A 19,680-nucleotide genomic window follows, 5' to 3' on the forward strand; every position below is an offset into this window, starting at 1 on the left:
GGGTTGATGGTGCCAACAATTTGTAGCGGATCGTTTTGCTCAACGGCGAGCCGGAATTTCGCCCCTGGTGATAAGCTCATGACAATTTCCTTCTAGTCTTGTTCTTTCTCTCACTTGTCATTGAATTAAAGCCAGCATCAACAAGATACTGGCTAATTGTGCACAAAGAGAGGTGTTACATATTTTGGTAACCTGGGCCACCGCCGCCTTCTGGCGAAACCCAAGTAATGTTTTGTGACGGGTCTTTGATGTCGCACGTCTTACAATGCAAACAGTTTTGTGCGTTGATCTGCAAGCGCTTACCCTGCTCATCATCAACCACTTCATAAACCCCTGCTGGACAATAACGTTGCGCTGGCTCAGCAAAGACGGGTAAGTTAGTTTGGATCGCGATATCGGAGTCCGTTAACTGCAGGTGACAAGGCTGATCTTCTTCATGATTGGTATTGGACATAAACACAGAGGAGTTTTTGTCAAAGCTCAGTACACCATCTGGCTTAGGGTATACGATTGGCTCATACTTCTCCGCTGGCTGCAATTTGGCATGATCGTACTCTCTATCGCGCAGCGTGATTGGCGCTTTACCGCCAAGCAAATTCTGGTCTAGATAGTTAAACGTTCCCCCGGCCCATAAACCAAACTTATGCAGTGCTGGGCCGAAATTTCGGCTACGATACAGTTCGTCATATAGCCAAGACGCTTTTAAGCGCGCTTCGAAGTCTGCTCCCGTCAACCCTTTTTCGCTCGTACAGGCCGTAAATACCGCTTCTGCTGCCAACATGCCCGACTTCATTGCGGTGTGGGTGCCTTTAATTTTTGCTACATTCAGCGTGCCAGCATTACAACCAATCAGCATACCGCCAGGGAAGACCATCGAAGGTAATGAGTTAAGGCCACCCTTTGAGATCGCGCGAGCACCATATGCCAAACGCTTGCCGCCTTCAAGATGAGCAGCAATGTCTGGATGATGTTTTAAGCGCTGGAATTCTTCATAAGGGTTCAGATATGGGTTGCGATAGTTGAGATCAACTATCAGACCAACAGAAACTTGGTTGTTGTCACCGTGATATAAGAAAAAACCACCCGAAGCTTCGCTGCCTAGTGGCCAACCCGAGCCATGCACGACCAAACCTGGAGTGTGTTTTTCTGCCGGGATCTCCCACTGCTCTTTGATGCCCAAACCATAATGCTGTGGATCGCACGCTTTATTTAGCTCAAAGTGTTCAATAATTTGTTTACCGAGATGACCGCGCACGCCTTCGCTGAATAGGGTGTATTTGGCATGCAATTCCATCCCCATCATAAAGCTCGCTTTAGGCTGACCTGATTTGTCACGCCCCATGTCACCCGTGGCGATGCCTTTTACCGAACCATCTTTATGGTACAGCACTTCACTGGCTGAAAAGCCGGGGAAAATTTCGACGCCCATCTCTTCCGCTTTGCGTGCCAACCAACGACACACATTGCCCAAACTGGCAATGTAGTTACCATCGTTATGCATTGGCTTAGGAATAGCAAAGTGAGGTAGCGAAACACTCATTTCCTCGTCTTTTAAAATAATCACCTGGTCTTGCGTCACACCACAAGTGAGTGGCGCATTTTCTTCTTTCCAATTTGGGAAGAGCTCATCCAAAGCACGAGGTTCGACAATCGCACCGGATAATATGTGCGCGCCCACTTCAGCCCCTTTTTCGACCACACAGACTGACAGTTCTTTTTCTGCTTCTTGTGCCAGTTGCATAAGTCGACAAGCAGACGCTAAACCAGATGGGCCCGCCCCCACGATCACAACATCAAATTCCATTGATTCACGCATATATTCTCTCCTTTTTACCTACTTCCCTGAAAAGATAGGCTGACGCTTTTCAAAGAAGGCACATAATCCTTCTTCGAAATCTTGACTGATAAAACACTGCTGCTGCAGCTCTGCTTCCATTGCAAATGCTTGTTCGAACGACAATTTTTCAACCTGTTGTAATAGCGGCTTAACATGGCGTTGTGCGATTGAAGGCCCCTTAGAAAGCTTTTCCGCCCAATCAGCTACAAATGGCTTTAATTCATGGTGTGTCACCACTTTATTGGTTAACCCCAAGTCAAGGCACATCTCAGCATCCATGCTTTTTGCTTCAAGACATAACTCAAGTGATTGTCGATACCCGAGCTGCTTGACAAAATGCCAACTTGTTCCGCCATCCGGTACTAAACCAAGTAACATAAATGCCGGGTATAACTGAGCGTTGTCGGCCATCACTAATAAGTCACAACTCATCGCTAATGCTGCGCCGATACCAGCAGCAACACCATGAACAGCGGCGATAAAAATTTTGTCAGAATGGCGAATCATATTGAAGATTGGCGCATACTCTTCTATCAGTTGAACCTGAACGTCATCGCACTCGTTGGAAAGTTCAGATAAGTCGGCACCGGCAGAAAAACAGTGGCCTTCAGCCAGCAACACCACGGTTCTAATTTGCGCGTCATCATTAATGAGTGTCAAAGCGTCAACTAACTCGGCACGCATTTGCTGATTAAATGCATTTAAACTGGCTGAACGAGTGAGCGTAATGAAGCAGACCTTTTCGGTCACAGAGACATTCAGCAATGAATTCTCTTTCCTTGACCATACATGCTCATAAATAGACAACGTAAGCTCTCCTATTACTTCACTTCAAACAGTGCTGCAGCACCCATACCGCCGCCAATACACATGGCAACCACAAGGTAACGAACACCTCGGCGTTTCGCTTCACGCAGGCCATGACCGACCATGCGCGCACCGGACATGCCAAACGGGTGACCAATAGAAATGGCACCGCCATTGACATTCAAGCGGTCATTTGGGATCTCAAGCTTGTCACGACAGTAAATAACTTGGCTGGCGAATGCTTCGTTGATTTCCCACAAGCCGATATCATCCACTTTTAAATCGAATCGGTTAAGCAGCTTTGGAATTGCGTAAATTGGACCAATGCCCATCTCTTCTGGTTTGCAGCCAGCAACCGCCATTCCTTTGAACTCACCCATGATATCGAGACCGTGTTGCTTCGCTTTCTCTTCGCTCATCAGCAGTGTGGCTGCCGCACCGTCAGCAAACTGAGAGGCATTACCCGCGGTAATGTGCTGGCCTTGCTTAACGTAAGCGCCATCGCTCCAGACCGTTTTTAGATTCGCTAGGCTTTGATAATCCGTCGATGGGCGATTACATTCATCTTTGTCGGCACGAACTTCCACGTGACCCGCTGGCTGACGATTTTCATCAAATATCAGCTTATTTACGCTAAGAGGTACAATTTCATCATCAAACAGGCCGGCTTCTTGTGCTGCCGCAGTACGTTGCTGACTCTGTAGTGCGTATTCGTCTTGCTGCTGACGCGTGATGCCATAGCGTTCGGCGACAATTTCTGCTGTTTCTATCATCGGAATGTAAGCCGATGGCGCCTGTTCGATCACGGCTTCTGAGCGTGCACGGTAACTGTTTTTGTGCTTGGTTTGCGTCAAAGAAAGTGATTCAACACCACCGGCTACCACCACTTCCATGTCACCCGTCATGATGTTGTTTGCCGCAACGCTGATGGTCATCAGGCCAGACGCGCACATTCTGTCGATAGCCATGCCCGGTACCGATTGAGGCAGACCAGCGGTGTACGCACAAAGACGACCAATGTTGTAGCCCTGCGTTCCTTGTTGAACCGCCGCGCCCATAATAACGTCCTCAACGAGGCTTGGTTCGATCTGGGCTCGCTCAACCACTTCCTTCACCACAGCACCACCAAGAACGGGGGCTTCGGTGTCATTAAAACTTCCTCGGAATGATTTCGCCAATGCGGTGCGAGCCGCCGAAACAATAACCGCTTTTTTCATTGTCTACTCCTTGACCTTACTTGAATGAATAACGACTGATGGTATCCACGACACAACCTGGACGTTCTGAACCTTCAATTTCGATCGTGATTCGAATGACGGCTTGATATGCTTCACCGATCTTCTCTACGCGGATCACGTCACCGCGTCCACGAATTTGACTGCCAACTGGAACGGGCGCAGGGAAACGGATCTTGTTACAACCGTAATTCACACCCATTGCCAAATTTTGAATATCGATAAGTTGAAAAAGGAAATCACTGGCAAGCGACAACGTTAAATAGCCATGCGCAATGCACGCACCAAAAGGCCCTTTTGCCGCTTTTTCCTCGTCAACATGAATCCACTGATGGTCATTGGTTGCTTCAGCAAATAAATTGATGCGTTGCTGTGATATGGTCAGCCACTCTGTCGTACCTAGCGTCTTTCCCTCAAGGCTGAGCAGTTGTTCTGGATTGGTGATGGTTACATTTGACACGGTTATTCTCCATTAAGCGCGTTGTGAACTGACAGGCACGACTTCACCGGTCATGTAAGAGGCATAGTCACTAGCCAAGAACATCATTACGTTCGCCACTTCCCACACTTCAGCAGCGCGTCCAAAGGCTTCCCGACTTGCCAGTTGTTCCAATAGTTCTGTTGAAGAGGCTTTCTTTAGGAAGTCATGTAACGCAATAGAAGGGGATACCGCATTAATACGAATACCATGCTCTGCCGCTTCCAACGCACTGCATCGAGTTAGTGCCATTACGCCCGCTTTTGCTGCGGCATAGTGGGCTTGCTCTTTTTGTGCTCGCCAGCCGAGTACCGATGCGTTGTTAACAATGACGCCCTTCTTACGCTGCTGCATATAAGGCAGTGCAGCACGTGTCATGCGGAAAGTGCCCGTTAGCGTCACATCAAGAACGAGTGACCATTCGTCATCACTCATCTCAATAATCGATTTCTGGCCGCCCAGTCCGGCGTTATTGATAAGCACATCGATACCATTCAGTTTGCTGTTAGCTTGCAAAACCAAGGCATCCACTTCTTCTTGCTTGGTGACGTTACACAACTGACCGTAAACTGGCGTATCTGGATGCTGTTCCTGCAATGCGGTCACTGCTTTATCTAACCGCCCCGGATGAATGTCCGATATCATCAGGGCACGACATCCTTCCTCAAGTGCGCGCTGAGCGGCAGAAAAACCGATACCCGCCCCCGCCGCCGCGGTGATCAATACGGATTTATCTTTCAACAACCCGTGACCTTTGACATATTCTGGGATCTGACTCATCACCCAATCTCCTAACTTCAAAAACAATTCAAACCTTAATTGGGATCATTCGAACACAGTGATCATTGGGTGCCATCGTCAAACTGGACTAATTGAAGATATTCGACAGGATTTGATGGTATATGCCCCTGTCACTCAACGGAGCCACCATTCCACCGAAAATGAGCACTCAGCAAGCAACAGAGTCGAAGTAAAAACGAGCAATGAAGCGAAAGGAAAAATGTCAGTAATTTTTACACTTCTCATCTACATCGTTAACCTAACAATCACAAGTAACTAATAAAAAACACCTTTCCGATTTGGCACGAATGCTGCTGTTAATAAAGCGCAGTAACAAACTTTGTATTAACTTCTAAATACGATAAGGAAATACACATGGAAATAGCTAAATATGGGCTGTACACTGCGCTCGCCACCTCGCTAGCGTTCGCCTCGCAAGCAAATGCTGTGGTCATTGACGATTTTGACAACCCTGATGCAGTTGGTGTGAACTGGGTGCAAGATACGACAGTCGATGGCATAGGTAGTGGTAATCCAGACCGCGCAACGTATGATGATCCCCTTGGTATCATAGGCGGGGAGCGCGATCTCTGGGTTAACCTGTTAGATGACCCCTTTGGTTCATTGACTGGTGTCGCTCTGTCGGTGGCAGCAGGAAGTCTTAGTTATGGTACAGGTTCAGGTGTAGTCGCGGAGGGTAAAATTCAGTACGACGGCAATGACAGTGATGCGGTAAATATTGATACCGCAGGTTTAGGCTCTGTAGACCTTACCCTTAATGGCGGTGACGCCTTCCTACTGGATGTCATTAATACTGACCTTGGCTTTACGTTCGGAGTGCAAGTCTGGTCTGCGTTAGGTGCCGAGACTGACACTGTCGTGTATACCGCTTCGGGTGCTACTACGGGTCTAGCCGCCCTTTCTTTCAGTGACTTTGTTGGGGTAGATTTTACGGACGTCAGTGCGATAGAGTTTACGATCAATACTCTGGGGGAAGCAGGCCAAGCTGATATTGACTTTTCGATCGGTAGTGTCGTCTCTGTTCCTGAGCCTGCCAGTATTGCGTTCTTCGGCGCTGGTCTACTTGGATTAGGGCTGCTGCGTCGCCGCAAATCTCAGCTATAGGCATTGAACTAAAGGACATGCTTTATATACTCTTTTACTGTTCACTGTCATTTTGACTCGCACTTCACAAGCCGTTTGCCATATCGCAAGCGGCTTATTATTACAGGCAATTTGATGAAACGGCATGTTGCTTTTCGAGCCTAACTCAGTTTAGGCCTTTCCTGAACGGATTGAAGATATGATATCTAGCCCATATCACTAATTCAAGTTCATGCATACTCGCCAATACAATTCAGACTATTTCTAAGAATTGACGCAGAGATGGAATAGGGGACCAGTCCTGAATAGTGGTTTACCTTGGGATTGCTTAGTCATGTAAAAGATTTAGTGTTTTTTAAAATAGGGAATGAGTTTATTCGCAGCATCCATGGAGAGAGCTATCGCTCCGTTTTTGTTTAGGTGGCCCGGATCAGCCCAGTTGGATTTCTCTTTAAATATACGCTCATCAAAATAGAGCCATTGATTGTCAGGGTATTTGTCGGCAAATACAGACACGTCTGGCGCACCAAAACTTGGTATATATGCATACGCTATTGGTACATTATATTTTTCAGCTAATTCCGAAATCTGCTCAACATAATAGAAGTTAGCATTATGAGAGAGGTAGAACGTTAACTCGTCAAGCCAACCTAATGGCCTTGAGATACCCTTCATTGGATGTAATGATTGTTCCGAGGCAACACCCACCCTCTCCTTTCCATCTGCCCAAGATATGGCATTGTTAAGATGTGAACCGTGATAGTCCACCGCTGAGAAGCCCGTTTTAAACCCAAAAAACTCGGGAAAAGAATTATAAGATGCCGTTTTAATGGTCCTTAATGGTAGACGAATAAGATTACCAAAATACCTCAGATTCACAATCCAAGGCGCAGCGTAAAGATCTTCTGGCTGCGCAAGATAATGCGTACCTGGATGGAGATCTCTCGCTTCTTGCTCTCTTACTTCAAGTACAATAAGCTTTGGCTTGCGACTCTCCAATAACTGTTTAACCAACGTGTAGTGCATGTCCCGGCCAAAATGGGGAATCGCAAAGTTAACAACTCGGAGCTCATCGTCACCTAGCGACTGCTCGACCAAGCGACTATCGATGCCATTCATGGTATGGGACGTACCAAAAAACGCAACATCGATCGGCGTGTCATCAAAGTGAATACGTTCATAAATCCATGCTGCGGCTTTATATGAACCAATATCAAGCAAACGATAACGCGTATAAGGCGAATCAGGCAGGAAGGAAATGCCGACCAACAAAGTCATGCTTGCTAGCAAGCAAGTGATCAAGAGTTTTAAGTGATAACTAGGACTAGATTTCATAATTAAAAGTTAAAGTAAATAAATACTGTGGGTTGTGCCATGAACATTAAGGATGCAGCCAGTAAACAACTGATATATGCCAGCGCTCCTTTGCGGAATTTAAACTTGTCAAAAAAGATCGTTATTGGTTGCCAGTCATCTGGGGTTTTCCAACCCTGGTATTCGAACATCTGTGATACGTTTGGCGTAAATTGTGTAATGAAAAATCCAACAACAATTAGAAAGATCATATAGGGCTGCACCTGAATAACTTCAGAGGTTGCTGATGAAAAGCTTAGCATCTGATAAACAATGGTCATGGCACCATGTAACGTTTCGGCTCTAAAAAACACCCAAGCGATAACCACAAAGAAAAGCGTAACCAGAACAAATAGGGGTTTAAAGCTAGATAAGTTTATGTTTCTGGTCGCTGATTGAAAGGCGTGGTTAGCGATGAGATAGAATCCGTGCAATCCACCCCATATAATGAAGTTGAAACCCGCCCCATGCCATAAACCACCTATCAACATCGTCAACATTAGGTTGCGATAACGACCTATTGCACCATTTCGGTTGCCACCTAAAGGGATATATAGGTAATCACGAAGAAAAGCCGACAGAGTGATATGCCAGCGCCGCCAGAACTCAACAATGGATTCTGACTTATAAGGGGATAAGAAGTTAATTGGCAACCTTATACCAAACATCAAGCCTAACCCAATTGCCATATCCGAATAGGCTGAAAAATCGAAGTATAGTTGTAGCGTATAACTCAGCGCACCGACCCACGCCGCGAAGGTTCCAATGTAATCACCTTTATCTGCATGGGAGAACACTTCTGTTGCTAATACTTCAAGGTTATCCGCAAGCAGTAGTTTCTTAGCTAAACCGATGATGAATATAAACGCGCCTGCTGCAAACCACTCGCCGTTAAAACCAAGATTTTTCAGTCTCATGAACTGAGGAATCAACTCTTTATGGTGAACAATTGGCCCAGCGATAAGTTGTGGAAAAAAGGTCACGAATAAGCTGTAATGCCAAAAACTGTAGTCGACATCCTTTTCTTTGTAACAATCCACTAAATAGGCAATTTGCTGAAAGGTATAAAATGAGATGCCAACCGGAAGAATAAACTTAGTCAGTCCCATATCGATATCGGTGAGATAATAAAATATTTCCCCAAAAAAGAAGGAATACTTGTAGTAACCGATAACAGCAAGGTTATAGGCAATACCCAAGATGAGGAAATACTTCGCGATTTTACCTGTTTTTTGTACATACTTTGATATGACAAAGTTCACCAGTATCGAGGCAATAATGATGTGACCATGCAACCAATTAGGCAAAAAATAAAACACGAGGGATATTACCAGCATCACTCGTATCGACTCGGTTGGACGATAGAAAAAGGTCATCCAGTACAAGCTTAACGAGAGCGGTAAAAAAGCAAAGACAAATTCAAATGTTGGAAAAAGCATCAGTTCAATCCCACGATATAGAATTAAAATGAGAATTTAAATCACCGTGAGTAGTCTCAATATAGTTCATCTGCAATCCTTTTCGCCGCTACCTTATGTCCTTCTCTGGCCATATGCCCATTTGCATCCTGAAAGAAAAGTTTACTCTTCCTATTTTCTTGAACCAGTGACTCTAATAAATCTAAATGGGCAATCTGATGCTCATATAAGAATCTTGTGAGCTGCTTTCGCACTTCATCTTCAGCAGAAAACAGTTGATTCATGATTGGGTAGTTTTCATTGCCAACTGAAAGGTAATGCTCTTTGTAAACACGCTCTTTTGTCGGGAAAACGACCACTTTAAAGGCCATGTTTTTACTAGCGGAAAAGCGTTCCATCTCTAAAATTATCGACTTTAACGCCGTTAAACCTATTTGATTTCTCTCGCGAGATAGATCGAGATTTTTTAGTCTAGGCTTTGGTGTGAATATGGTGCGATTAGCTGTGTTATCAAAATAGATATAACGCTCGCTGCTCGACTCGTTAGTCAACCACCAGTTTTCAACCAACCTTATCCAGTCTCCAACGGCACTCTGCACAATAACGTGATAAAGAAAGCTGTTTGAAGCAAGCCAACGGCGCAAGTTAAATCGATATTGATCGGACGACTTTTCTTGATTATTGCCTCGATTAAAATGAGGGGGCTTCACCGCTATGTCGTCACCTAAATACAAGCTGATAATAACTTGTCTCGGGCTCAGCTGAGTGGCATAAGTTTCAAGCAAATACTGATACTGCCTCACCCCATAGCCCCCCACCGACAAGTTATATATTGGCAGGGCCACATTACTTGCAAGAACTTCAGGCCATGCATCGCGCGCACTAACTGAGACGCCATAGGCAAAAGAATCGCCAATGACGACCGTATCAACCTCAGCGGGTATCGTTTGATTTCGAAAACCCCAAGCATCGTGACCGGCATGAAAAGGTTTTATGTGATACCCCAAACTTTCATGATGAGAAACGTTCGGTGTCAAGAAATTATGGGGTGGGTAAAGCAAACGCAATACACATTCAAAAAGCAAGATAGCAGCTAAAGACCCACCAATCAGAATGCATCCATACTTAACAAACCTATTCAGCTTTGCTCTACGCGGTCTTACCCCAACACTCTGCATTGTCTCTCCTTGGAAATGCATATTGGACAAATGATTGAGCAAGTATTTTCCATTTTGCTCTTCAACAATTAATAACATTGTCAAATGTAAGAATAGCAGCTGATATTAGCTTTGTTGCCTAAATCAAAGGTCGAAATAAATCAGCGAAGATTGGCGATGCTGAATTCAGCAGATAGATAAGCCAAGGTAATAAACTTGTTATAGAGCGGTAAGTTAGTCACAACATAAACAAGCTCGTTTCATAGAAGTATGAATGGATGAGTGGATAAGAGGCCTAGCAATCTCACTAGACCTTTACCAATCATCACTTAACTGTTGGGGGAATGAACCATTGACTCAAAACTGCGGTCTCGCCACGGGTTCTTTGCTCGTATGAGCGAGACGTTACTTTGCCTGACGGCGACGCAACAAGCCAACCCCAAATAGCCCTAAACCAAAGACTGCTAATGAAGATGGCTCTGGCACGACGCCAGTGGGAACAACACCGAATGGTGCACTCTCTTGGCCAACCGTCATCGACAATACGAAATCATCGAAGTCTGCGTCAGCATTGCCTCCGCCGTCATTGTAAAATAAATAGGCGGTCGAAAAATCTAAGCTGCTTTCATCGATGCCTGCAAAACCAAAGAAGAAATTTGGCTCACCATCATCGTTAAAACCATTTAAGGCAATATTTGAGCAATGAAGTCCGGTACAGCGAGAAAAACCAAATGGTACTGCTGACTCCTCTTGGTGGTTGAATTCAAAGTCCACGGTTGTCCCCACCGCATCTTTTTCGCTCAACAGAGTCCCCCCTAATATCGGGCTTTGCAATTCAAAAAATTTATTAGTTTGATAGTTAGACTCTGAACCCAAGTAGGTAAATGAAAAGTTATAAGTTCCCTCGTTGTTATCATCGAAGAATAAATTGGCCCCGGTCCAGCCATATATATTATTTGAATCGACGCTGGCATTATCAAAAGTGGTATCGACAACACTACTCAGCGAAGAGAGTGAATCGCCATTTTTAATCTTATCGAGGATAAAACCGGCATAAACGTTCGAGGAGGTTAAAGTAAATAAAACGGCTAAGATGGACAGTAAACATGTATATTTTTGCATTCAAATTCCTTTCTAATTGCTAAATAAAAATTAAAACACCTTGGCATTCACTCCACACAAAGCAATAATTAGGCCATGTTTTTTTGTTAATAAATCCAACCACTTAAGCTGATACTTTACTCATACCGTAAAGATATCTGACACTATGTTTTGATGTCACCCGTGAGATCCGAATGCGAATTGTGCTCACGCTTTTTATTCGCATACTTCGTCGCTTATTATTACAATTGCGACTAGCCGTCCGCCGCGAACAAAACATTGCAAAGCAAAAACAGCCGAATGAGGTCAACAAACTCTAGGGTTGGATTTAAGTCTTTCGGGAAGGTCTTGATATAAGCCACTCATGCTAGCGAGGTCTATCACTCAGTTTGAGTCACTTGTAGCGCATATTAACCTTTTGAGCTGCTTGATTCAGCCTATAACGTGAAGAACGGCACCACAAACGGCATGCGAAGAGTATCGAGCGAGATCCCCTCGATAAAGCGTCTTACTCTTTGTTGAGGAATGTTGCACTTAAAAAAGCTTAGTTACAGCAAATTGATCCCGAATTGTTTCGCTGCATAATGTGTGATCGCAAAGCACGCAATCGACACCACGCAACTAATCAGCATAGTGAGCCAAAACGAATATTTGCTCAGTAGATATGGAAAAAGCAAAAACATCGGTAAGGTTGGCAATACGTACCAAAAGGTAAAAAGCGCATGATTGGAAAGCTGTTCGGTTTCTTGACCTTCGATATACATCCAAATGAGCGCCAATATGGTCACAGTGGGTAATGCTGCGACTAATGCGCCCACTTTGTCACTACGTTTCGCAACTTCAGAAATGGCGACGACAATTGCCGCCGTTGTCAGATATTTGACCACTATCCATAACATTCTTACTTTCCTTTTCCTTGGAACATCAAGCTTACTTTATATCGGTAAAAACGTTGTCCTGATTGTAACTACCTTGGCACGCTTACCATATAATTCTCACAAAAAAGTAATCTGCTGGATTTGTTATGATTTTATCCATTCTTCAACGCACTCGTAAGAGCCCATTTCAAATTCACGACATATCCACGGTCTGTTTTCATAGATAGTACACAGATACGTTTCTCTGTCTAAAGCGGCACACCAGCCATCCGCTAATCTTTTCATCGTCTCACCACCATAACTGTCACGAGCGATAAATTCTTCAGGAACACCGGTGTCAGAGATGATCATCACTTCAAGGCGGCAGCAGCACGCTTTGCAATTCGAGCAGGAGACTTTGGAGGCAAGCGTGTCATTAATTGGTATATTCATAGGTATCTACAATTTAATCAATTGTGCATGATACCTAAAATCTAATACCACTACTCAAAAATTAAAGGGGGTGTTGACCTGTGTATCTCATGAATTGGATATGCTACAAGCGATGACGCCCCAATTAGAGCAGCTTACCTAGCACGAACCCTGAGTCAATCTGAAAAGCATCAACTGATGTTTCACGTTTAAAGTCAACGCGAAACGTCAGTTGTTTAACCTTCCTGAAGCAAGAAAACATCTGGGAAGTATAGCGGATTAGCGAACCCGAATTCGTGGCGTTGGTGCATCGCGTCTCATGGTCAGCAAAAACTGATCAAGAGGTGCTGGTGATGCAACTTGTGGAAAATCGCCTTCTTTTGGTCGGTTACGCCAGAACATTTCCCAAGAAGGAAACAAATCATGAAAAGTGCCATGGTATGGTGCACGGCCTGGCCAACGCATTTTCATATCCCCGATAGGTGGGTGGTTTAGATCACTGGCGTACCAGTAGCAAGGCAACCGACGACGGAAGAACCACTCGCCATTAATGCGCTCGTAGTCATCCCAATATAACATCTGCATGGTCACCCATTCTGCACCTGTCTCATGTTCATTTTTCGAATACACCACGCCAATAGCATGATTATCATCGACAAATTCAATGATATGTTGGCCGATATGATGCGACGTCCCGGTAAATTGCTCGCGCAGTGTTTTGTCAACCCACGCTTTTAGGTGAGCGCGGCCCACTTTTTCTTTACCAACTCTGATGTCTTCTGCGAATAAACCGACATGCGCGTCAAGATCGCGCATGTCGAGAGATAACGCATACTTTCCGGCGAGTTGGCGTATCGCCTCTGTTGACTCAAGTCGATCAACTCGCTGAGTCAATGTTGTATCTGAAAAGGCCATCTTAGTCTCCTTACAAAAATGCCATGCCACCATTGACGGCAATGTTTTGTCCGGTGACAAATTCAGCGTCGTCGCTCGCGAGAAAACTAGCTACTTTGGCAATGTCTTCGCTTTCTCCCATGCGACCAAGCGGAATCGCATTGATCATCTGTTGTGTCCACTCTTCTGGAATGTCAGCCATCATCGGTGTATTGGTTGGCCCTGGGACAATGGTATTGACACGAATACCGCTTGGCGCAAGCTCTCTGGCGATACTGCGTGTTAAGCCCATGACTCCAGCTTTAGAAGCGCAGTAATGGCTTGGGCCCTCCCCCGTCATAGCCGCCGTGCTCGATATGTTAATGATGCTGCCACCCCCTTGTTCCAACATCGCTTTCGCCCCCTCTCGGCAGCAGACGAAGGTTCCGGTCAAGTTAACCGCGATAACTTTTTGCCAATTTTCATCAGGGGTATCAACAAAGCCATCAACGGAGCCAACGCCGGCGCAGTTGATCACAACGTTAACCGGGCCTAATTGCTGCTTGACGATAGCCATCGCGTCTCTGACCGAACCACTGTCAGAAACGTCACACGCGATGCCGATGGCCTTATCACCCAATGCGTCCGCTGCCGCTTGCGCAGCCGAAGCGTTAATATCAATGGCCGCAACTTTGGCACCTTGCTGTGCAAACTGCTTAGCCACGGCTTGACCGATACCTTGCCCTGCACCTGTTACCCATACAACCTGTCCTTGATGTTTCATGTTTATACTCCCTTAATTTGCTGTTTTTAGCGTGACGGGCGGGTAGTCTATATACCCTTCACCGCCCACGGTGTACAACGTTGCTCGATCAAACTTGGCCAGCGGTTGATTGTGCTCAATACGCTCGACCAAGTCCGGATTAGCAATAAAGTGACGAGCGAAGGAGACGGCATCGCCCAACTCATTTTTGATCGCCTGATTGGCAGATTCTGCATTAAAGCCATCATTGAGGATCACTGCACCGGAAAAATACGCTTTTACCAGAGTAAATGCGTCAATGCTCGTCGTTGGCGCTCGCATAACATGCACGTAAGCTAAATTCAAACTACGACACGCTTTTAATAGTGCATTATGGCTGGCAATGGGGTCTTGATCCTGCGTATCGTTGAATTGGTTGCCGGGATTGATTCTTAACCCAACTCTATGACCAAATACATCGCTCATCGCTTGCAAGCATTCAAAAGCAAAACGAGCACGATTCTCAGCCGTACCACCATATTCATCCGTTCTGAGGTTAGTGCCACTACACAAAAACTGCATAGGTAAATAACCGCTGGTACAGTGTAGCTCTACACCATCAAAACCCGCTTTCTTGGCATTGATGGCCGCTTGGCGATGCTCTTCAACCACAGATTTGACTTCCTGCGTTGATAACGCTCTTGGCATATCAAATGGCTGCATTCCAGCCGCATCGGTATACACTTCCCCTTTCGCTTGTATGGCAGAAGGTGCAACCGTTTCGACTTTAGGCGGTTTGATATAGCGGCTTCCGATACGTCCTGCATGCATAATTTGCAAAACGATTTTGCCACCTTTTTGGTGAACCGCATCCGTCACCTTACGCCATGCCTCGATATGAGCATCGGTTTCGATACCTGGCTGACGACAATAGGCCTGTCCAGTCACGCTAGGCCACGTACCCTCGGCAATAATAAGCCCAGCCGACGCACGCTCTGCATAATGCTGAACCATCAACGAACTGGGTGAACCGTCCGGGTTGGCACGATTGCGCGTCATCGGAGCCATAACAATACGGTTGTTTAGCGTAATCTCTCCGAGTGATAACGGTTCGAATAAGAATGGGGCGACAGAATCAGGAGAACGCTCGATGACGTCGTCTTTTAAATGGCTATTCATTGTTGGTCCCTAATCTAACGCGGTAATTAACGTGGCCGCGCGACCACCGTCGACAGGTAAGTTCACTCCGGTGATGTAACTTGCCTCATCACTGGCGAGAAACGCAATCGCAGCGGCCAATTCATGTGGCTGCCCGACACGCCCCATCGGGATCAGTCTTTCTGTTTTCTGCTTTGCTTCTTCATCCGATAGCATGCCCTGTGTTGCCGGGGTTTCAACCACCGATGGCATCACGCAGTTGACTCTGATTCCAAACGGCGCACCCTCAACAGCGGCAGCTCGAGAGAAGTTGATCACCGCCGCTTTTGATGCACTGTAGCCCGACATATAAGCCGTTCCGAGTTCTCCACAGATGGAAGAAAGGTTAATGATGGCACCGCCTCTCTCTTTCATCAGTCGCATAGCGCAGCGCGTTGCCCAAAAAGTACCATCAACGGATGTGGCAAAGTTTGCATGCCAATCCTCTGTCGTCATCTCTTCGATTGCGCCCCAGGTAAATGCCATGGCGTTATTAACTAAGATATCTAACTGACCATAATCTTTCTGTATGCTTTCCAGTGTCTGAATAAGCGACGCTTCACAGCTGACATCACAGGTTCGCGCCTCTGCAACCCCGCCTGTTTTTTGAATGCGCTCGGCAACCTCATTCAATGACTCAGGCGTACGCCCACAAATGATCACTTTTGCCCCTTGTTGAGCAAAATACTCAGCCGTAGCGGCGCCAATACCACTACCACCACCAGTAATAAAAGCCACTTTGCCACTAAGTCGTGGTTGATCCGCATATGTCATAGTTCCTCCTCACCCATAAGGTGATTATTTATATAGAAAAAGAGGATAAACCCAGGTGTAGAGTGTCAAGAAGCAGGGCTCATCCTATTGGAATAGCACGCATTACGTTTGAATATGCAAGGTGTCGAGATTATTCAGTGCCTAACGCCACTTCGGATTTGAACTGCTGAGCAAGTTCGTTTTTTAAGACTTTATTCGAAGCATTGACCGGTAAGCTGTCAACAAAGCGCACATAACGAGGTACTTTGTAATTCGACATTCTTTCTCTAGACCAACGAATGAGTTCAGCTTCGTCGAGTTCACATCCTGTTTTAACAACAATGAAGGCACAACCCACTTCCCCCATTCGCTCATCGGGTACACCAATGACGGCAGACTGGGCTATCTGATTATTCTCTGCCAACGCTGCTTCAATTTCTGCTGGATAGCAGTTAAAACCACCAACAATAAACATGTCTTTGATTCGACCCGTGATCTGTAGGTTGCCCTCAGGGTCAAGCACACCAAGATCGCCTGTATGTAACCACTGATCGGCATCAATCGTTTCTGCGGTGGCGTGTGGGTCTTGAAAGTATTCTTTCATGACATGGAAGCCGCGAATACACACTTCCCCTGCCTCTCCTTGGGCTAACGCCTGACCTTGTTGGCTTAAAATTGCCACTTCCGTACCTACAATCGCTTTGCCACTGGTTTGTGCGATCACTTCTGATGGCGAGAGTGGATCACATATAGTGGCTAGCCCGCCGCATTCGGTTAGACCATACGCAGTAGTAACGGTTTCTATCCCGAGTGTGGTTCTCATCGACTCAATCAGAACCGGAGGTATCGTCGACGCGCCCGTGACGGCCACTCTTAAACTTGATAGGTCGTAGCGGTCTAGCTTCGGGTGAGCAAGCAAAGATAAGTACAATGTCGGCGGCCCAGGCAAGATGTTAATCCGTTCAGATTCAATCCTATTTAACACGGTCTCGGCATCGAACACTTGTTCAGGTAAAATGGTGGCGCCGGCGATCAAACTCGCGACCCAGCCAGCTTTGTAGCCAAAAGCGTGAAAGAAAGGGTTAATCACTAAATAACGCTCTCCAGGCTTGAGAGCCAGCACTTGGACATACTCTCTGAAAGCGTTAACACAGGCGCTGTGGATACTGACCACGCCTTTTGGTTTACCTGTGGTACCAGAGGTAAACATAAGATCGGAAGCGTCGTTGCTTTCCAGCGACAGTAAGCACTCGAAAAGTCGCTCTTGCGAAACCGTGTTGCCCAAGCGAATTAACGCATCCCATTCGAGCATGTTGTCATTCGGTTCTGCTTGTCTTTCACTCAGGACGATAATCTTCTCCAGACAACTTGGTGCCACTTTCTCAAGTTCTGCCGCATAGTCACTTGAAAGAAAGTCTCCAACACTAAATAACACCTTCGCGCCGCTTCGATGGAGAATGTCTTGCGCCTCATGGGCTTTCATTCTGGTATTAAGTGGCACTAATACCGCGCCTGCCATCTGCAAACCGATCGCGGCTAAAATCCAACGTGCGGAATTAGGTGCCCAGACAGCGACGCGGTCGCCTTTCTGCACTCCTAAGTTTAACAGCCCTTTGGTCACATCAAGAGCTCGTTCCGGTAACTCCGCGTATGAGATGGACTCTTCACCATCACGAATGGCAGTGATATCAGAGTACTTCGCCGCGGCTTCGATCACTAAGCTCGGAATAGTATTTGGCTGAAGAGCAAGTGATAATTTATCCATGTTAATTATCCTTCATCAATGCGATTGTTATTAGGCCACGGTACGTTCGTTTTCTACTGGATTCGTCACGACGACTGACTCGGCAATGTCATGAGCCGCGATATAACCAAATGTCATCGCAGGCCCTAGCGTTGACCCTGCGCCTGGGTAACTTTTACCCATCACAGACGCCGAACAGTTGCCTATTGCATACAAACCTTCAATATGGGTCTGATCTTCGCGAACCACTCGCGCTTTCTCATCGGTTACCAAGCCACCTTTGGTGCCGATATCACCGGCCTGAAGCTTCATGGCGTAATAAGGGCCTTTGTCGATGGATGCCAAGCATGGATTTGGTTTAATGTTTAGGTCACCGTAGTAACGGTCAAACACATTGCCGCCTCGGCCAAAGTCCGAATCGACGCCAGTCTGCGAAAATTCATTCATTCTGGTGACGGTGTCCTTTAACCCATCCCCATCAATACCGATCAAAGCCGCTAATTCGTCGAGGGTGTCTGCTTTCCAGTACAGGTCTTCATTCCAATCTTTTGGCAATCGGCTGTCCGGCATGATTTGCCCGGGCATTAATGGGCCCATCGCATAATTGAATCGGAACTTCGCGTCAAAAATGACCCAAGCAGGAATCGTCTTGCCGTTAGTTTCCTGATTGTTTTGGTACATCGCATGGCCAAATTCCAAATATGGTGCCGCTTCGTTATAAAAACGTTTACCCAGTCCGTTAACCACGATCGCTCCAGGGAAGGCTCGCTCAGCAAACACGCCACGAGATTCCGCTTCACGAGGGACGGAGAAGGTCGGAGACCACCAACACCAATCGAGCAAGTCGGTGGCGGCACCGTGCCGGATCCCCGCCTCTAACGCTGCGCCAGAGTTAGCGTCTTTTGGCGTTGCACTCCACGATTTTTGCGTTGGGGTGGCCAGATACTTTTCTCTGAGTTTTTGGTTTTGCTCAAAGCCACCGCTGGCTAATACCACGCCTTTATTCGCCCATAATGTCGTAGGCTGCCCAGACTGTTTCGCTTGGATACCGGTCACGCGGCCGTGTTCGATGATGAGATCTTCAAAATCGGTATTGAGCAGCAATGGAATATCGCGGTCGAGCATGCCTTTTCGCAGTGATGCGATCAGTGAACTGCCTAAGCCTGCCAAACGATCGCGCTTGCCCTTTTTACGTTGGCGGAAGTCAAATTGATAACGCATCATTCGACGTAGGAGTAACAGTCGCCATCCTCGCTCTCGCGCCATTGCTTTATGCGCATCACGAGCGGTCCAAGCGATCTTTCCCATCAGCAACGTAGAGCGAGATGCTTTACGCATGTGATGAATTTCTTCGCCTAAGCAAGAGGTATCAAATAACTCCGGATCCAGCGTTCGACCACCTGGCAGTGAGCCTGCGAGGTGCGGATAATAATCCGGGTATTTTTCCGCTACTGCATAACGTACTGGCGTATGTTGCTCTAGGTAACGAATCATTTGTGGGGCATTGTCCAAATATGCATCAAGCTTTTTGATGTCCACCTCACCTTGAGTCGACGCTTGCAAGTATTTCAGCGCCAACTCTCGACTGTCACCGCCACCTTTAGCATGAAAGTGGTCATTATTGGGGATCCAAATGCCCCCGCCTGATAATGCCGATGTTCCGCCATATTGATCGGTTTTCTCAATCATCACCACCGACAATCCCTTATCTGCGGCAACAATTGCCGTCGACATTGCGCCCGCCCCCGAGCCTACCACCACCACATCATAACGTTGCTGTGGTGATACTGCTTGTTGTGTCTGTTTCATCCG

General features: G+C 46.5%; 18 protein-coding genes. 1 reads left to right on the forward strand and 17 read right to left on the reverse strand.

Translation table 11 applies throughout. From position 1 onward, the window contains the following. Positions 1–175 precede the first annotated feature (175 nt). Genes AK966_RS14590 through AK966_RS14610 form a run of 5 tightly spaced genes read right to left on the reverse strand, consistent with a single transcriptional unit; the run spans position 176 to position 5,137 of the window. On the reverse strand, positions 176–1,816 hold the full coding sequence (locus AK966_RS14590; protein WP_099079465.1) for an electron transfer flavoprotein-ubiquinone oxidoreductase: 1,641 nt from the start codon (positions 1,814–1,816) through the stop codon (positions 176–178). An 18-nt stretch (positions 1,817–1,834) separates the two neighbouring features. Then, a complete protein-coding gene (locus tag AK966_RS14595) occupies positions 1,835–2,602 on the reverse strand; it encodes an enoyl-CoA hydratase/isomerase family protein (RefSeq protein ID WP_172438120.1) in 768 nt (255 codons plus the stop codon). Between the two features lie 56 nt (positions 2,603–2,658). Next, positions 2,659–3,861 carry a thiolase family protein gene (locus AK966_RS14600; RefSeq protein ID WP_119464423.1) on the reverse strand — a complete coding sequence of 401 codons (1,203 nt, stop codon included), beginning with the start codon at positions 3,859–3,861 and terminating at the stop codon, positions 2,659–2,661. Between the two features lie 16 nt (positions 3,862–3,877). After that, on the reverse strand, positions 3,878–4,339 hold the full coding sequence (locus tag AK966_RS14605) for a MaoC family dehydratase (RefSeq protein ID WP_099079462.1): 462 nt from the start codon (positions 4,337–4,339) through the stop codon (positions 3,878–3,880). A gap of 12 nt (positions 4,340–4,351) precedes the next feature. Then, positions 4,352–5,137: an SDR family oxidoreductase gene (locus tag AK966_RS14610; protein ID WP_099079461.1), complete on the reverse strand. Its 786-nt coding sequence runs from the start codon at positions 5,135–5,137 to the stop codon at positions 4,352–4,354. A gap of 375 nt (positions 5,138–5,512) precedes the next feature. Between AK966_RS14610 and AK966_RS14615 the strand changes: the two genes are divergently transcribed. After that, positions 5,513–6,262, forward strand: a complete 750-nt coding sequence (locus tag AK966_RS14615; protein WP_119464424.1) for a PEP-CTERM sorting domain-containing protein — start codon at positions 5,513–5,515, stop codon at positions 6,260–6,262. Between the two features lie 324 nt (positions 6,263–6,586). Here the strand turns inward: AK966_RS14615 and AK966_RS14620 are convergent, their stop codons facing one another. The 12 genes from AK966_RS14620 to AK966_RS14675 form a co-directional block, all read right to left on the reverse strand. Then, complete coding sequence (locus AK966_RS14620) at positions 6,587–7,531, reverse strand: hypothetical protein (protein ID WP_182852692.1); 945 nt, start codon at positions 7,529–7,531, stop codon at positions 6,587–6,589. Positions 7,532–7,578: 47 nt separating this feature from the next. Then, the gene (locus tag AK966_RS14625; protein WP_182852694.1) at positions 7,579–8,913 is read right to left on the reverse strand and encodes an MBOAT family protein; all 1,335 of its coding nucleotides are present in this window, start codon (positions 8,911–8,913) and stop codon (positions 7,579–7,581) included. A 176-nt stretch (positions 8,914–9,089) separates the two neighbouring features. Then, positions 9,090–10,268: an SGNH/GDSL hydrolase family protein gene (locus tag AK966_RS14630; protein WP_147422379.1), complete on the reverse strand. Its 1,179-nt coding sequence runs from the start codon at positions 10,266–10,268 to the stop codon at positions 9,090–9,092. 306 nt (positions 10,269–10,574) lie between these two features. Continuing rightward, positions 10,575–11,291: a PEP-CTERM sorting domain-containing protein gene (locus AK966_RS14635; RefSeq protein ID WP_119464428.1), complete on the reverse strand. Its 717-nt coding sequence runs from the start codon at positions 11,289–11,291 to the stop codon at positions 10,575–10,577. Positions 11,292–11,818: 527 nt separating this feature from the next. Further along, positions 11,819–12,169 carry a DUF3147 family protein gene (locus AK966_RS14640; RefSeq protein WP_099079455.1) on the reverse strand — a complete coding sequence of 117 codons (351 nt, stop codon included), beginning with the start codon at positions 12,167–12,169 and terminating at the stop codon, positions 11,819–11,821. A gap of 123 nt (positions 12,170–12,292) precedes the next feature. Then, entirely contained in the window at positions 12,293–12,580 is a 288-nt protein-coding gene (locus AK966_RS14645) for a YkgJ family cysteine cluster protein (RefSeq protein ID WP_099079454.1), read from the reverse strand. Positions 12,581–12,838: 258 nt separating this feature from the next. Continuing rightward, positions 12,839–13,474 (reverse strand): nuclear transport factor 2 family protein, encoded by a 636-nt coding sequence (locus AK966_RS14650; RefSeq protein WP_099079453.1) that lies wholly within the window; start codon positions 13,472–13,474, stop codon positions 12,839–12,841. Positions 13,475–13,484: 10 nt separating this feature from the next. Then, the gene (locus AK966_RS14655; RefSeq protein ID WP_099079452.1) at positions 13,485–14,216 is read right to left on the reverse strand and encodes an SDR family NAD(P)-dependent oxidoreductase; all 732 of its coding nucleotides are present in this window, start codon (positions 14,214–14,216) and stop codon (positions 13,485–13,487) included. Between the two features lie 12 nt (positions 14,217–14,228). Further along, positions 14,229–15,353, reverse strand: coding sequence for an alkene reductase (locus tag AK966_RS14660; protein ID WP_099079451.1), 1,125 nt, complete (start codon positions 15,351–15,353; stop codon positions 14,229–14,231). Between the two features lie 9 nt (positions 15,354–15,362). Next, complete coding sequence (locus tag AK966_RS14665; protein WP_099079450.1) at positions 15,363–16,145, reverse strand: SDR family NAD(P)-dependent oxidoreductase; 783 nt, start codon at positions 16,143–16,145, stop codon at positions 15,363–15,365. A gap of 130 nt (positions 16,146–16,275) precedes the next feature. Continuing rightward, on the reverse strand, positions 16,276–17,889 hold the full coding sequence (locus tag AK966_RS14670) for a FadD3 family acyl-CoA ligase (protein WP_119464429.1): 1,614 nt from the start codon (positions 17,887–17,889) through the stop codon (positions 16,276–16,278). A 30-nt stretch (positions 17,890–17,919) separates the two neighbouring features. Further along, positions 17,920–19,677, reverse strand: coding sequence for an FAD-dependent oxidoreductase (locus tag AK966_RS14675; protein WP_119464430.1), 1,758 nt, complete (start codon positions 19,675–19,677; stop codon positions 17,920–17,922). Positions 19,678–19,680: the final 3 nt, after the last annotated feature.

This window comes from Vibrio sp. PID23_8, assembly GCF_003584965.1.
In the GTDB taxonomy this organism is placed as follows: Bacteria; Pseudomonadota; Gammaproteobacteria; order Enterobacterales; family Vibrionaceae; genus Vibrio.

What these genes read in the sequence shown, in the direction of transcription:
- AK966_RS14670 (WP_119464429.1), bottom strand. Translation starts at nt 17,889, where the DNA reads ATGGATAAATTATCACTTGCTCTTCAGCCAAATACTATTCCGAGCTTA.
- AK966_RS14640 (WP_099079455.1), bottom strand. Translation starts at nt 12,169, where the DNA reads ATGTTATGGATAGTGGTCAAATATCTGACAACGGCGGCAATTGTCGTC.
- AK966_RS14660 (WP_099079451.1), bottom strand. Translation starts at nt 15,353, where the DNA reads ATGAATAGCCATTTAAAAGACGACGTCATCGAGCGTTCTCCTGATTCT.
- AK966_RS14630 (WP_147422379.1), bottom strand. Translation starts at nt 10,268, where the DNA reads ATGTTATTAATTGTTGAAGAGCAAAATGGAAAATACTTGCTCAATCAT.
- AK966_RS14675 (WP_119464430.1), bottom strand. Translation starts at nt 19,677, where the DNA reads ATGAAACAGACACAACAAGCAGTATCACCACAGCAACGTTATGATGTG.
- AK966_RS14590 (WP_099079465.1), bottom strand. Translation starts at nt 1,816, where the DNA reads ATGCGTGAATCAATGGAATTTGATGTTGTGATCGTGGGGGCGGGCCCA.
- AK966_RS14600 (WP_119464423.1), bottom strand. Translation starts at nt 3,861, where the DNA reads ATGAAAAAAGCGGTTATTGTTTCGGCGGCTCGCACCGCATTGGCGAAA.
- AK966_RS14610 (WP_099079461.1), bottom strand. Translation starts at nt 5,137, where the DNA reads ATGAGTCAGATCCCAGAATATGTCAAAGGTCACGGGTTGTTGAAAGAT.
- AK966_RS14665 (WP_099079450.1), bottom strand. Translation starts at nt 16,145, where the DNA reads ATGACATATGCGGATCAACCACGACTTAGTGGCAAAGTGGCTTTTATT.
- AK966_RS14615 (WP_119464424.1), top strand. Translation starts at nt 5,513, where the DNA reads ATGGAAATAGCTAAATATGGGCTGTACACTGCGCTCGCCACCTCGCTA.
- AK966_RS14655 (WP_099079452.1), bottom strand. Translation starts at nt 14,216, where the DNA reads ATGAAACATCAAGGACAGGTTGTATGGGTAACAGGTGCAGGGCAAGGT.
- AK966_RS14650 (WP_099079453.1), bottom strand. Translation starts at nt 13,474, where the DNA reads ATGGCCTTTTCAGATACAACATTGACTCAGCGAGTTGATCGACTTGAG.
- AK966_RS14645 (WP_099079454.1), bottom strand. Translation starts at nt 12,580, where the DNA reads ATGAATATACCAATTAATGACACGCTTGCCTCCAAAGTCTCCTGCTCG.
- AK966_RS14635 (WP_119464428.1), bottom strand. Translation starts at nt 11,291, where the DNA reads ATGCAAAAATATACATGTTTACTGTCCATCTTAGCCGTTTTATTTACT.